The organism is Arthrobacter sp. E3 (assembly GCF_017353415.1).
Classification (GTDB): Bacteria; Actinomycetota; Actinomycetes; order Actinomycetales; family Micrococcaceae; genus Specibacter.
The window spans coordinates 114,423-127,237 of the sequence record NZ_JAFMPX010000008.1 but is presented as its reverse complement, the minus strand read 5'-3'; the positions used below and the strand labels follow the sequence as shown (position 1 = coordinate 127,237).

14 protein-coding genes are annotated in these 12,815 nt (G+C 61.5%); 4 read left to right on the top strand and 10 right to left on the bottom strand.

The annotated features are described in order from the left end of the window. Positions 1 to 83: 83 nt before the first annotated feature. Positions 84 to 890 (bottom strand): AMP-binding protein, encoded by an 807-nt coding sequence (locus JMA46_RS05935; RefSeq protein ID WP_207344398.1) that lies wholly within the window; start codon positions 888 to 890, stop codon positions 84 to 86. 75 nt (positions 891 to 965) lie between these two features. On the opposite strand from JMA46_RS05935, the gene JMA46_RS05930 reads away from it, so the two are divergent. Continuing rightward, positions 966 to 1,868 (top strand): neutral zinc metallopeptidase, encoded by a 903-nt coding sequence (locus JMA46_RS05930; protein ID WP_207344397.1) that lies wholly within the window; start codon positions 966 to 968, stop codon positions 1,866 to 1,868. Between the two features lie 139 nt (positions 1,869 to 2,007). Here the strand turns inward: JMA46_RS05930 and JMA46_RS05925 are convergent, their stop codons facing one another. The 6 genes from JMA46_RS05925 to JMA46_RS05900 are packed head-to-tail and all read right to left on the bottom strand — an operon-like array spanning position 2,008 to position 7,139. Further along, entirely contained in the window at positions 2,008 to 2,358 is a 351-nt protein-coding gene (locus JMA46_RS05925; protein WP_207344396.1) for a metal-sulfur cluster assembly factor, read from the bottom strand. 35 nt (positions 2,359 to 2,393) lie between these two features. Next, complete coding sequence (sufC, locus tag JMA46_RS05920) at positions 2,394 to 3,164, bottom strand: Fe-S cluster assembly ATPase SufC (protein WP_207344395.1); 771 nt, start codon at positions 3,162 to 3,164, stop codon at positions 2,394 to 2,396. Positions 3,165 to 3,205: 41 nt separating this feature from the next. Next, a complete protein-coding gene (locus JMA46_RS05915; RefSeq protein ID WP_348770072.1) occupies positions 3,206 to 3,562 on the bottom strand; it encodes a non-heme iron oxygenase ferredoxin subunit in 357 nt (118 codons plus the stop codon). Then, positions 3,559 to 4,875, bottom strand: a complete 1,317-nt coding sequence (gene sufD, locus JMA46_RS05910; RefSeq protein ID WP_207344394.1) for a Fe-S cluster assembly protein SufD — start codon at positions 4,873 to 4,875, stop codon at positions 3,559 to 3,561. The genes JMA46_RS05915 and sufD overlap by 4 nt, the downstream gene beginning before the upstream one ends. Further along, a complete protein-coding gene (gene sufB, locus JMA46_RS05905) occupies positions 4,876 to 6,351 on the bottom strand; it encodes a Fe-S cluster assembly protein SufB (RefSeq protein WP_207344393.1) in 1,476 nt (491 codons plus the stop codon). It lies immediately after the preceding gene. Beyond that, entirely contained in the window at positions 6,351 to 7,139 is a 789-nt protein-coding gene (locus JMA46_RS05900; protein WP_207344392.1) for a helix-turn-helix domain-containing protein, read from the bottom strand. The genes sufB and JMA46_RS05900 overlap by 1 nt, the downstream gene beginning before the upstream one ends. A gap of 221 nt (positions 7,140 to 7,360) precedes the next feature. Here JMA46_RS05900 and JMA46_RS05895 point away from each other — a divergent pair, with 221 nt between their 5' ends. The 3 genes from JMA46_RS05895 (at position 7,361) to JMA46_RS05885 (ending at position 10,055) form a co-directional block, all read left to right on the top strand. Beyond that, entirely contained in the window at positions 7,361 to 8,299 is a 939-nt protein-coding gene (locus tag JMA46_RS05895; protein WP_207344415.1) for an ABC transporter ATP-binding protein, read from the top strand. 2 nt (positions 8,300 to 8,301) lie between these two features. Next, positions 8,302 to 9,066, top strand: a complete 765-nt coding sequence (locus JMA46_RS05890; protein WP_207344414.1) for an ABC transporter permease — start codon at positions 8,302 to 8,304, stop codon at positions 9,064 to 9,066. An 89-nt stretch (positions 9,067 to 9,155) separates the two neighbouring features. Then, positions 9,156 to 10,055, top strand: coding sequence for a COX15/CtaA family protein (locus JMA46_RS05885; protein WP_247647080.1), 900 nt, complete (start codon positions 9,156 to 9,158; stop codon positions 10,053 to 10,055). Positions 10,056 to 10,095: 40 nt separating this feature from the next. Here the strand turns inward: JMA46_RS05885 and JMA46_RS05880 are convergent, their stop codons facing one another. From JMA46_RS05880 to JMA46_RS05870, 3 genes are all read right to left on the bottom strand, one after another. Next, positions 10,096 to 11,187, bottom strand: a complete 1,092-nt coding sequence (locus tag JMA46_RS05880; RefSeq protein ID WP_207344390.1) for an NAD(P)-dependent oxidoreductase — start codon at positions 11,185 to 11,187, stop codon at positions 10,096 to 10,098. Positions 11,188 to 11,268: 81 nt separating this feature from the next. Further along, complete coding sequence (locus tag JMA46_RS05875; RefSeq protein WP_207344389.1) at positions 11,269 to 11,799, bottom strand: universal stress protein; 531 nt, start codon at positions 11,797 to 11,799, stop codon at positions 11,269 to 11,271. A gap of 148 nt (positions 11,800 to 11,947) precedes the next feature. Further along, a complete protein-coding gene (locus JMA46_RS05870; RefSeq protein ID WP_207344388.1) occupies positions 11,948 to 12,790 on the bottom strand; it encodes a phosphosulfolactate synthase in 843 nt (280 codons plus the stop codon). Between the last annotated feature and the right edge of the window lie 25 nt (positions 12,791 to 12,815).

The following is a 12,815-nucleotide window of genomic DNA, read 5'->3' as shown; positions in this document are numbered from 1 at the left end:
ACACCGTCAAAGACTTGGAATCAAGCCAAGCCTTCCTCGTTCCATGAGGCTGCAAATAATATTCATGGACCAACCCACGAATCTCATCCCTTGTATAACCCTTCGTAATTGATGACATGGCTGGCTCCTTTAATCAAAAGACACGAATGACTCACAACCAGCCTGACGTAGAGGGTCTGCTCCGATAATGCGGATCCTGCGCACACGATCGACCTCAGTTGACCGCCGTCACGCCCCGTCGCCATGCCACGGGCAGCCATCAGCTCCAAGATGGTGGGCACCAACACGATTCGGGTGACTCCGTGCTCCTCCATGGCGTCCAAGGCGGCGTCCGGACTGAAGCGAGGCAACGCAACCAACGTGGAGCCGGCGTGGATCGACTCCCCCAGCGCATACAGATTCATGCTGGCCGCAAGCGGTCCCGGAGCAAGCGTCACACTGTCCGGCCCCAATTGGAAATACTTCGCACTGCGGACGAAGGATTCCCGCCACGAGTCTGTGGTGCGGACGAAGGCCTTAGGCAGCCCGCTCGTCCCGGAGGACAGACCCAAGAGGAACGGCTGCACAGCAGCGTCCTGAACGGACGCCCATTGCTGTGCCGCCTGTGTCAATTTTGCTCGCAACGCTGCTGGCCAGCTGGCATCGAGAATCATGGCGGTACGGCCCAGCGACAACGCAGCACAGAAATCCACGACCAGCTCAGCGCCAGAGGGCCTGTCGATGACGGACATACTGCGGGCTCCGGACGTGGAAACGGAATGGGCCTGAGCAGCCTGCCATTCGGCAGCCTGGAGCAACTCGCTGTACGTCAGGCGCCGCCCACCCACAATCAGCGCAGTCCGGCCACCGTGGTTCGCGGCCCACTGCTTGAGCTTGTCAATGAAAGGCATGCTTTTCATGGTAGATCACTTCAACGACACCGCCGGTTCCGGGCCCCGGCGGATGCGGCAGGCTATCCTATCTCCATGACTTTTAATGAAGGTGCACGACTTGACCCATCACAGGCAGAGGACAGGCGCGGGCGCAGCATGGGCCGCGGTGGCAAAGTTGGCTTGGGACTTGGTGGTGGACTGGTGGTGTTGATTGGTGCCCTGCTGGGCATCAACCCAGAGCTGCTGTCCTCCATTGTCGGAGAGACGGGCAATCAGCCAGCAATTGAACAGCAAGGCGCCGGCGGCCTGGAAAAATGCCAGACCGGCCAAGACGCGAATGCGAACCTCGACTGCCGCATTCTCGGCACTGCCAATTCGCTCAACAGCTTCTGGCCCGCCTACCTTGCGCAGTACAAGGTGAGCTACCCGGCACCCAAGACAGTATTTTTCAGTGGCAGCGTGAGTACCGCCTGCGGTCAGGCGAGCTCCGACGTCGGCCCGTTCTACTGTCCCGGAGACAGCAAGGCGTATTTTGACCCGGACTTCTTCTCGCAACTGGAAACCCAGTTCGGCTCATCCGGCGGACCTCTGGCCCAGGAATACGTGGTGGCACACGAATTTGGCCACCACGTGCAAAACCTGACGGGCACCATCGGAAAAGCCCAGCAAGGTTCCAAGGGTTCCCAGTCAGCCGCCGTGCGCACAGAACTGCAGGCCGACTGCTACGCCGGGATTTGGATGCGCTACGCGTCCACCCAGCCAGCGCCGGGCACCAAGCAGCCATTCCTTAAGGCGTTGACGCAGAAGGACCTCAACGACGCCCTCTCCGCAGCGTCCTCCGTGGGCGATGACAGGATCCAAAAGGCCGCCACCGGCCGCACCAATCCGGAATCCTGGAGCCACGGCTCCAGCGAACAAAGGCAGAAATGGCTGTCAATCGGCTACCAAAACGCCGCCCTTGACGCCTGCGACACGTTCGCCGCCCCCAAGGTGTAGTCAGGCACCAGACCAGCAACAGTCGGACGACAGACAAGCGCCCCGATTCCCGGAGCGGGGATGGATTTCACAAGGTCGCTCAGCGACCGCGGAAATCTTACTGCCCGCGAGGGAACCGGGGCGCTTGCCTCAGTGGTGACTAGATGTTGAAGCCGAGGGCCCGCATCTGGTCGCGTCCGTCGTCGGTGATCCGTTCCGGACCCCACGGCGGCATCCACACCCAGTTGATGCGCCATTCGTCAACGATGGGGCTCAGTGAGTTCTCCACCTGCTCCTCGATGACGTCCTGCAGCGGGCAGGCGGCCGTGGTGAGCGTCATGTCCAACAGCAAGGCACCATCGTCGCCATACCGCAGGCCATACAACAGCCCCAGGTCAACGATGTTGACGCCCAGTTCCGGGTCAATGACGTCCTTGAGTGCTTCCTCAACGTCTTCGAGATCAGTCTGCGCCGGCGCAACGGCCTGGCTTGATTCGCTGATGTCAGTCATGATTCCTTCTTCGCGGTGGTTGGGTTGCGCAGCGACTAGGCGGTTGCGGTCTCGGCCACCAGGAAGCGGTCGTAGCCTTCTGCTTCCAGACGGTCGGCGAGCTCGGGGCCGCCCTGCTCGGCGATGCTGCCGTCAACGAAAACGTGCACAAAGTCGGGCTTGATATAGCGCAGGATGCGGGTGTAGTGGGTGATGAGGATGGTGCCCAATCCGCCGGCCTCGATGGCGCGGTTGACGCCTTCGGAGACAACCTTCAAGGCATCAACATCAAGTCCGGAGTCTGTCTCGTCCAGGACTGCGAACTTCGGGCGCAGAAGCTCCAGCTGGAGGATCTCGTGACGCTTCTTCTCGCCACCGGAGAAGCCTTCGTTGACATTACGCTCTGCGAACTCCGGCTCAATGCGCAACTTGGCCATAGCGGCCTTGACGTCCTTGGTCCAGGTGCGCAGCTTGGGGGCCTCGCCGTCGATGGCCGTCTTGGCCGTGCGCAGGAAGTTCGTCATGGTGACGCCGGGAATTTCCACGGGGTACTGCATGGCCAGGAACAAGCCGGCGCGGGCACGCTGGTCAACGGTCATCGCCAGGACGTCTTCGCCGTCGAGGGTGATGGTTCCGCTGTCCACGTTGTAGCGGGGGTGCCCGGCAATGGTGGCGGCAAGGGTTGACTTGCCTGAACCGTTGGGGCCCATGATGGCGTGGGTTTCGCCGGTGTTGATGGTCAGGCTGACGCCCTTGAGGATCGGCTTGGTGCCCTGATCGGCGGTGGTGATGCTGACGTGCAGATCCTTGATTTCCAGAGTAGACATACTCTATTTTCTCCTAAAAATATGTTGTGCGGGCCGCAACGCTACTGCGTGCTGACACCGTTAAGAATGTTGTTGACGTCCACGTAGACGTCGCTGCCATGGACGGACAGGGCAAAGACGGGCACAGGCTCGAATGCGGGCAGGGTCAGTGGTTGACCTGATTTCAAGTCGAAAGAACTGCCGTGTGCCCAGCATTCGATGGTGCACTCCTCCACGTCGCCTTCGCTGAGGGAGATTTCTGCGTGTGAGCAGGTGTCACCGATCGCATGCAGTACTCCATAGGAGTCCCTGACAATGGCGATGGGGTAGTCATCAATCTCGACCAACATGGCTGACTTGACCGCAACGTCGCTGTCTTGGCAGACAACGACGCCGGCAGGCGTGGAGGAATCACTCACTGCGGTGTCGCCGCCAATTCGGCTTCCACCGAATCGCGCAAACGCTCTTCGAGGGCGGGAACACGAATCTGCTGGATGACCTCGTTCAGGAATCCACGTACCACCAGACGGCGGGCAACGCTTTCCTCAATGCCGCGGGTCTGCAGGTAGAACAGCTGCTCATCATCGAAACGGCCCGTGGCACTTGCGTGCCCTGCACCCTCGATCAGGCCTGTTTCAATCTCCAGGTTCGGCACTGAGTCGGCGCGGGCACCGCGGGTCAGGATCAGGTTGCGGTTGAGCTCGTACGTGTCGGTGCCCTCTGCCTCGGCACGGATCAGCACATCGCCGATCCACACCGCGTGGGCGTTCTCGCCCTGCAGCGCACCCTTGTAGGTGACGCGGGACTTGCAGTGCTTGGTGGAGTGATCCACGAACAGGCGCTGCTCCAAGTGCTGGCCGGCGTCCGCGAAGTACAGACCGAACATTTCGACGTCGCCGCCGGTGCTCGTGTAGCGCGCCGACGGTGTAGTGCGCAGCAAGTTGCCGCCCAAGTTGACGATGACGTGCTTGACCTTGGCGTCGCGGCCCACTTGGATGTGCTGGGCGCTTGCGTGCACGGAGTCGTCATTCCAGTCCTGGATGCTGACGACCGTCAGGTTGGCGCCATCCCCAACGAGGATTTCAACGTTCTCGCTCAACACGGCTGTGCCGCGGTGATCAAGCACAACCACTCCGGTGGCGAACTGCTTGGCCTCAACCACGATGTGCGCTGCGGCGGGGGCGTCGCCCTGGCCGGTCAGCGTCAGCGTGGTGATGTCATCCACAGTGCCTTCATGGTTGGCAGGCAAGGTGACGATGGTGGCTTCGCTGAAGTTCTCCCATGCGGCTGCTGCCACACGGTCCTCCGGGATACCGGCTGATCCGATGCGTACATCGTCACGGCCCACAGTCTCTACTGTGACGGCGTCGGGCTTGGTAACCGAAACCACCGGCGCTGGGCCGTTGATTTCCTGGCCCTTGATGCCAACCCGGTCAAGGCCACGCAGGCGCTTGAGCGGGGTGAAGCGCCAGTCTTCTTCGCGTCCCGTGATGGCCGGGAAGTCAGCCAGCTTGTAGGAGGTCAGGCGCCCGGCGCGTGAGCTGTCCGGAACTCCGATGCCACCACCGTGGCTGTCGCCGCCATGGCTGTGGGCCTTGGCTGCGCTGCCGCCGAGCGGGCCTGACTCGGGGTTGATTTCGGACAGGCTCTCGCCCTCCTCCGTCATTCCCTTGATGAAGCCCTGGCTCCAAACATTTGAATCTGTTGCGTGTTCTTGCGTGAGCTCGGTCATTTAGCCGACGGCCCCTTCCATCTGCAGTTCAATCAGGCGGTTCAGTTCAAGCGCGTATTCCATGGGCAGTTCCTTGGCGATGGGCTCGATGAACCCGCGCACGATCATGGCCATGGCCTCGTCCTCGGGCATGCCGCGGGACTGCAGGTAGAACAGCTGCTCTTCACTGACCTTGGAGACGGTAGCCTCGTGGCCCATGGAGACGTCATCTTCGCGAACGTCAACGTAGGGGTAGGTGTCGGAGCGTGAAATGGTGTCCACCAGCAAAGCGTCACAGCGAACCGTGTTGGCTGAGTGGTTGGCGCCTTCACGGATCTGCACGAGGCCGCGGTATGCCGAGCGACCGCCGCCACGGGCAACCGACTTGGAGATGATCGAGGACTGCGTGTTGGGCGCAATGTGGACCATCTTTGAACCGGTGTCCTGGTGCTGGCCCTCGCCGGCAAAAGCAACCGACAAAGTCTCACCCTTGGCGTGCTCGCCCACAAGGTAGACGGCCGGGTACTTCATGGTGACCTTGGAACCGATGTTGCCATCGACCCATTCCATGGTGGCGCCTTCGTGTGCAATGGCGCGCTTGGTCACCAGGTTGTACACGTTGTTGGACCAGTTCTGGATAGTGGTGTAGCGAACGCGGGCGTTCTTCTTCACCACGATCTCGACAACGGCCGAGTGCAGGGAATCCGTCGTGTAGATCGGTGCCGTGCAGCCTTCAATGTAGTGCACGTAGCTGCCTTCATCAGCGATGATGAGGGTGCGCTCAAACTGTCCCATGTTCTCGGTGTTGATGCGGAAGTAGGCCTGCAGCGGGATTTCCACGTGAACGCCCGGGGGGACGTAGACGAAGGAGCCGCCGGACCAGACAGCCGTGTTCAGTGATGCGAACTTGTTGTCGCCCACCGGAATCATGGTGCCGAAGTATTCCTGGAACAGTTCCGGGTAATCGCGCAGGCCGGTGTCGGTGTCGGTGAAGATGACGCCTTGTTCCTCCAGGTCCTCACGAATCTGGTGGTAGACGACTTCGGACTCGTACTGAGCCGTCACGCCGCCGACGAGGCGGTTGCGCTCGGCTTCGGGGATGCCGATGCGCTCATACGTGTTGCGAATGTCCTCGGGCAGGTCTTCCCAAGTCTTGGCCTGTTTCTCGGTGGAACGCACAAAGTACTTGATGTTGTCGAAGTCAATGCCCGACAGGTCCGCACCCCAAGTGGGCATGGGCTTGCGATCGAAGTACTTCAAGCCCTTCAAACGCATATCTAGCATCCACGCCGGCTCGCCCTTCTTGGCTGAGATGTCGCGGACTACCTCTTCGTTGATGCCACGACGTGCATTGTCACTGCTCTCGTTCTTATCCGACCAGCCGAAGGCATAGTTTCCCAGGCCCTCCAGTTCGGGGTTTGCATCGAGAATATGGTGGAGTGTGGTGTCTTCGACAGCAGCCTTCGCGCCTACATCCTGCGCTAGTTGATCCGTCATCACGGCCTTTCTTGCTGATGGGTGGAAATTCGCTTCGACAGGCCTTGAACGCCCGTCGGAACACTTTTTGCCGGTGTTCCGGCAAGTTTTCGGACCACTGCACGGCCGGTGGGCACGTGCGTGGTGCAGACATGTCCGCCACTGGCCATGGTGGAGAGTCTGCGTACATCGACGCCGATGAGCCGGGCAAAAACTTCGGTCTCGGCGTCGCAGAATTCGGGAAAGGTGCTGGCCAGCTCCTGGATGGGGCAATGTCCTTGGCAAAGTTGCTCCGCTGCCATGGCTGTCCCAGCGTTGAGCGAGTTGGAACTCGCCACAAACTGGTCGGCGTTCAACGCTTCCGCCAGCGCCTTGGACCGGGCGGCAACGTCACTGCCAGCTGCGTCCACGAGAGGCTGGTACTTTGCCTCCATCTTCGCAAAACGGCGTTCGGCAAACTCGATGACACCCGCATCGCCACGGATGCCTGAAATTTCCTTCAGGGCCAGCCGGGCAATTTCCAAGTAGTCGTCGCCTATTTCAGTTTGGCCACGGCGCGAAACAACATAGCGTCGTGCGGGGCGTCCGGCGCCGGTTTTGGCGTTGCTGATGAGCTTGACTTCGATCAACCCTTCACGGGTGAGGCTGTCAAGGTGGCGGCGTACGGCTGCCGGTGTCAGCTTGAGGAAAGTGCCCAGTTGCGCTGCGCTGACTGGTCCTTGTTCAAGCACGGCAGTCAATACGCGGTCTCGGGTTCTTTCATCGGGCTCGAGCGCGGGAAGCTTCCCGGCTTCAACGTCCTGACTCATTAACACCTCCACGCGATCGAATTAAAGCACAACAATAGACAAGACAAGTATGCCGTAATTGGGGTGCCGTTTCCACTAAGGTGAGCCTTCCCACCCCTGCCAGCCTCTAGCTGTGAGGCATGTCACTGGCGTACTTCGCGTAGAATGGCCGCGTGACAAAGACACTTTCCCCTGCCCTGGAGATCTCCGGGCTCATCAAGGACGTGGGGCCCCTTCCGGCAATGGACGGCCGGATGAAACGCATTGTTTCCAACATTAGCCTGAAGGCGCACTTTGGTGCGGTTACGGCACTGCTCGGCGCCAACGGAGCGGGTAAAACCACCACCATCGAATGCGCCCAAGGCCTGCAACAGCGCACTGGCGGGCATATTTCGTTGCTCGGTCATGATCCGCAACATGCATCCGCAGACCTCCGTGCCCGGGTCGGTGTCATGTTGCAGGACGGCGGGCTGCCCCCCGCCGCCCGCCCCATTGCGTTGCTGCGCCATGTTGCCAGCCTTTACGCCAACCCGCTCAGCGTTGATGCACTGGTTGAACGGCTCGGAATAGGTGAATTTTCCGACACCAACATCCGCCGCCTTTCCGGTGGGCAAAAGCAGCGCGTCGCCCTTGCCGCCAGCCTGCTGGGCAACCCCGAGGTGTTGTTTCTCGATGAGCCCAGTGCTGGCCTTGACCCGCAGTCGCGGCTCATGGTTTTTGAATTGATCAGGGAATTGCGCGACAGCGGCAAAGCCATCATCCTCACCACCCACCTACTTGACGACGCACAGCGCCTTGCCGACTACGTCTACATCGTGGACAAGGGTGAGTCCGTCGCCCAAGGCACCGTGCAGGAATTGCTTGAACATTCGACGTCGGCCCAGAAGCATCGCGTCATGACGTTTGAGACCACAGCGGGGTTGGCACTGTCCGCCCTGCAACGCCCCGGGCTTGCCTGCACCGAAACCCGCCCCGGAAGCTACAGCATTGCCGGCGGTCTGCAACCGGACGATTTGGCCCGCTTCGGCAGTTGGTGTGTTGCACATCAAGTGATGCCCACAGCCGTCCATCTGGCATCCCAATCGCTCGAGGACGTCTTTTTGGCCATCTCCAACGGCGCTCGGGAAACAGCATCCGCCGAGCCCACCAGCTCGAACACGGAAACGATGGGGATTTCATGACCATGCTCTTTCACGACGCCCCCGCCGGCCAGGCTGCATCCCTGACCAGCCGGATACTCAATCAGGGCAAGTATGAGGCTGCCACCATGCTGCGCAACGGCGAACAGCTGGTGTTGATGGTGGTGATGCCGCTGCTGGGTCTGGTGGCACTGGTCGCCACTCCCCTGCTCGACGGCATGGGCCATCCACGTGTTGCCATAGCCGCCCCGGGCATCCTGGCGTTGTGCGCGCTTTCCACGGCATTTACGGGCCAGGGCATTGCCACCGGATTCGACCGCCGCTACGGCGTGCTGCGCTTCCTGTCTACCACCCCGTTGGGTAAAGCCGGGCTGATTGCCGGCAAGGTGCTCGCCGTGCTGGTGGCGCTGGCCCTTCAAGTGGCGTTGATTTCCATGGTGGCCGTCTTCATGGGCTGGCGACCGCCGCTGGCTGGAGTGCTGCTGGGCATTCCGCTGCTCGTCTTGGGAGCGGCGGCCTTCACGGCCCTGGGCTTGCTCATTGCAGGGACGGTCCGCCCGGAAGCCACCTTGGCCATCACCAACCTCGGCTGGATCTTGTTTGCCGCCTTGGGCGGTATTGTGCTGCCGGCGGGCAAGTTCTCCAGCGCCCTTGAAGGATTCGTGCAGTGGCTTCCTTCCGGAGCGTTGGGCAACCTCATGCGTGCGGCGTTGATCGACAGCCGCCTTGATGTGTGGGGCCTCATAGTTTTGCTGGCATGGGCAGCAGTTGCCTCCTTTGCTGCAGTCAAATGGTTCAAATGGAATTGAAAGGCGTCACCGAAGTGAGTCAAAGCAGTCCTTCATCACCAACAACACGACAAAGCCCGATGCAGAATATCACCAATAAACTGCCCAGGATGGTCACTTCTGCGATCAAGCGCCTCACCATCGCGTCGCTGATCGGCCAAGGAGTGTTGATTGTCTCCGGCGGTGTTGTTCGGGTGACCGGCTCCGGGCTTGGCTGCCCCACCTGGCCCAAGTGCACGGCGGAGTCACTCACCAACACCCCTGCCATGGGCATCCACGGGATCATCGAGTTCGCCAACCGCACGCTCACTTTCGCGCTGGCCGCCGTCGGCCTGGTCCTGCTGGTGATGCTGTGGAACATACGGAAGGAACGCAAGGACCTGTTCTGGCTCGCGTTTGCGCTGCTGGCCAGCATTCCGGCGCAGGCAGTCATTGGCGGCATCACCGTACTGACAGGCCTGAACCCGTATGTGGTGAGCCTGCACTTCCTCGTTTCCGCCGGACTTGTGGTTGTATCCATGCTGCTGGTCAACAGGGCCTACGACCGCACCGGAGCCACGGCACCAACCAATGTGCGCAGAGCGCGACCGCTGTTGCGCCAGCTCAGTGTAGTCGCGGCAGTTACGAGCTATCTTGCCGTGGTGCTTGGAACCCTCGTCACCGGGTCCGGGCCGCATTCAGGTGATTCCACCTCCCCACGCATGCAGCTTGATGGCTACCTGAGCACACGCATCCACGTGCTACCCGTATACGTGCTGGTGGTCACCGCCGTGTTGCTGGTGGTCTTGCTCTGGAGCAGGCCCCGGGGCGACATGCTCCGCAACGCAGCCATCCTGCTCGTGGTTTCGGTGATTTTCCAGGGCAGCATCGGCTACTGGCAATACTTCACCGGCATCCCCGCGATCCTCGTGGGCGTTCACATGCTCGGCGCTTCGCTGATGCTTGCCGTGGCCACCAACATTGTCGACGTGGCCCTGTCCCGCGGCAAGGAGACCGTCACTACGGCCTAGGATTCTGCTGAATCGTCCGGCGAGGTTGGGGCGCGCCCCCTCATGGGTACGGGTACGTCCGAACCAGGCCAACAAGTTCCTCCCCGGCCAGGTAGCGGCGAAGATTCGCCGTAAACAAGGCAAGCAGCCTTTCGTTCGCGCGCCGTGAAACCGCAGCGTCTTGTGAGCTGATCAACACGTTGGGCAGGGACCAGAGCACGCTTCCGGACGGCAACGCTTCGGCCGCAGTGGCGTCTAGCACGGCTGCTGCCGGCTGGCCTTGCGCCAGGCCATTGACCAGTGCTTCCTCGTCAATGACGGCGCCATGGCCGATGTTGACCAGGACTGCGTCTGCGCGCATCCGGCTCATGGCCCCAGATCCCATCAGGCCCTTGGTCTTTCCTGTCAGGGGCAGGGCCTGGACGACGGCGTGGGACACCGGGAGCAGATCCCCCAGAAACCGCGCGGGCCGCAGCTGGTCCACGTTGGGCGCCTGCCCGTTCCCTGTCCGGGTTACGGCCAGGACGCGCATACCGAACGCCTTGACAAGCCGCGCCACCTCCGCCGGGCCCAGTCCAAGAACAAGCAGGGTCTGTCCGGCCAGCTCGGACATAACGGACCGCCCCGGATATCCCCGGGAATCGGAGCGCAGTTGCGGAAGCTGTTTGGCGAACGCCAGCAGGCCAAACATCGCAAATTCGGCCAGCGGTCCGGCCTGGATCACATCAACCCCGGTAATCCGTATCCTGCCCAATTCCTGGACGCTCAGCCCGGCTTCCTCCACCAATCCGCCCGCTCCACCGACTGTCGCCTGCACCCACCGCAGCCCTGTGCCGATGCGCACCAAGTCCGCCAGACCCTGCTCGGTATTATTGGGCCAACCAAGGACGATCTCCGCCTCGGCCAGAGTCATCCCCCAGTGGGCTTCATCGTCCCGGGTCCGTTGAACGCTGCCAGTATCGTTGCTGTGTCCCTGAAACTGCCGAGCAAGCATCGGCTGCGGTTCACAGTGCACATCAAGCCGGTCATCGACCGCCTTGATCGCGGCCACCCACCCCGGTTCGATCGAGGCGGCAACCGCCACGACGATCCGTCTCCTGCCCGCCATTTCCTGGTCCGTGGTCACCATTTCATCGTAGATGAAGGCAGCCATGCGGTCGAGGGGCCAAGGGCTGGGCCGTGGTCCGGGAAGCCAGTAGAGACCAGGTGCCGGCCTCCCGAACTGGTGTGAGGGTCATGACCGTGTCCTCCCAGCGCCCGAATATGGGATGACAACCACTGGGCAGTGTGCGTGGGCCACCACGTGCTGGCTCACGGAGCCCAGCAGGGCCCCGACGAATCCGCCACGGCCCCGGGAACCCACCACCACCAGCGCCGCACCTTCGCTGGCATGAACGAGGACTTCTGCGGGGTGGCCCTCGACGGCTTCCAATGTGATCCCTGCGCGCTCTTCCGCTCCTGCCTCGGTACCAAGCCGGGCAAGTTCGGCCTCCGCAGCATCGGCCAATATTGCTCCCGTGTTACCGGATGGGTCCATGCCCAGCAAGAGTCCGGTGCCGGAGCCGTAAAGCTCGGGCTGCTGCCAGGCCATCACGAGACGGATGCCAGTACCGCGAAGCCGTGCTTCGGCCACCGCCCAATGCAGAGCGGACAGTGATCCCTCCGAACCGTCCACCCCGACGACGATGCTTTCCCCGTGCGCAGGGCCAACCTCACCGACCACGTCAGTTTCGGCCGGCTCCGGTGTGTTTGATTTCCCAGTCATGGTTTGCTTCCTTCCAAAAGTCATTCGTGGCAGGCCCGTCCGGGCTTTTATCTTAGGAGCAGACCAGCCGGGACGGCTACCGCCACCTACGGGAGGGAACACGAACTCAGACCCGACTCCCGCCAATGAGCCTCGGCCCGCTCTGCATTCAGGTCGACGGCGCCGGGTTGATGACCCTTCCCCAGGTTGACGTATTGCCCCAGATGTTCTGGCGCAGGCCCTCGAGCTGAAGGATCTGGCTGTGATCGACAAACAGATTGACCTCATTGCCGTAGTTTTTGATATACCACTCGAAGACTGGCCCGTCCGCTGCTTCGAACATCACGTTCTGCAATCCGAGTCCATTGATGATGGAGGCTGCGGCCGAAGTGTTCCATTCGAGCACGTTCTCGGTGATACCTTCCGACTCGATCATGATGATCGACGCCCCCGCGTCCAGGGCCCTCCGGCCGCGGTCGACGAGGTCGCCGGTGTCCTTCTTCGTCTCGGCGGCGAGCTCGGCTTCGCCAGAGTCACCACCGGAGCCAATCTGAATGCTCAGTTCCGGCTTTGCCTTCAGGCCGGCCTTCACGACCTTTTCCACGAGCCGTTCCAGACCGGATGTCGGCAGCATGATGAATCCGGCGGAGATCTCAATCACGTCGAAGCCGACTCCCTTGGCCTCCGCCAAGTAGTGGTCGACGGCGTCCCCACCGTAGCGAAGCACCGTCTCGAGCCAGCCGCCGGAAGAGACATACGCGTCATTCTCATGTGCGATATCGCTGAAGGCACGTACCTGCTCGGGCGGGACGAGCGCGAACGATCCGCCAGCCCACTTAATGCCATCGACCCACTGCCCTGCGACGTCGAAGACGTCCTGCAGATGGCGGGTACCGAACGTGTTGTAGTACGGGGCACGGATCTCGGTGATGCCGAAGCTGCGCGGCTTCGCGGGCCGGAACGCGCGGGGTACGAAATAGAATGCGACGTTGAAATCGATCGTGTTGGACATGGTGTCCTCATTTCTTAGAGTGGCG

Excerpts from the sequence above, each read along its gene's own strand:
- JMA46_RS05880 (WP_207344390.1), bottom strand. The coding sequence starts at position 11,187 with ATGGCTGCCTTCATCTACGATGAAATGGTGACCACGGACCAGGAAATG.
- sufC (WP_207344395.1), bottom strand. The coding sequence starts at position 3,164 with ATGTCTACTCTGGAAATCAAGGATCTGCACGTCAGCATCACCACCGCC.
- JMA46_RS05925 (WP_207344396.1), bottom strand. The coding sequence starts at position 2,358 with ATGACTGACATCAGCGAATCAAGCCAGGCCGTTGCGCCGGCGCAGACT.
- JMA46_RS05875 (WP_207344389.1), bottom strand. The coding sequence starts at position 11,799 with ATGACTGGGAAATCAAACACACCGGAGCCGGCCGAAACTGACGTGGTC.
- sufB (WP_207344393.1), bottom strand. The coding sequence starts at position 6,351 with ATGACGGATCAACTAGCGCAGGATGTAGGCGCGAAGGCTGCTGTCGAA.
- JMA46_RS05885 (WP_247647080.1), top strand. The coding sequence starts at position 9,156 with ATGGTCACTTCTGCGATCAAGCGCCTCACCATCGCGTCGCTGATCGGC.
- JMA46_RS05935 (WP_207344398.1), bottom strand. The coding sequence starts at position 890 with ATGCCTTTCATTGACAAGCTCAAGCAGTGGGCCGCGAACCACGGTGGC.
- sufD (WP_207344394.1), bottom strand. The coding sequence starts at position 4,875 with ATGACCGAGCTCACGCAAGAACACGCAACAGATTCAAATGTTTGGAGC.
- JMA46_RS05900 (WP_207344392.1), bottom strand. The coding sequence starts at position 7,139 with ATGAGTCAGGACGTTGAAGCCGGGAAGCTTCCCGCGCTCGAGCCCGAT.
- JMA46_RS05870 (WP_207344388.1), bottom strand. The coding sequence starts at position 12,790 with ATGTCCAACACGATCGATTTCAACGTCGCATTCTATTTCGTACCCCGC.
- JMA46_RS05895 (WP_207344415.1), top strand. The coding sequence starts at position 7,361 with ATGGACGGCCGGATGAAACGCATTGTTTCCAACATTAGCCTGAAGGCG.
- JMA46_RS05930 (WP_207344397.1), top strand. The coding sequence starts at position 966 with ATGACTTTTAATGAAGGTGCACGACTTGACCCATCACAGGCAGAGGAC.
- JMA46_RS05890 (WP_207344414.1), top strand. The coding sequence starts at position 8,302 with ATGCTCTTTCACGACGCCCCCGCCGGCCAGGCTGCATCCCTGACCAGC.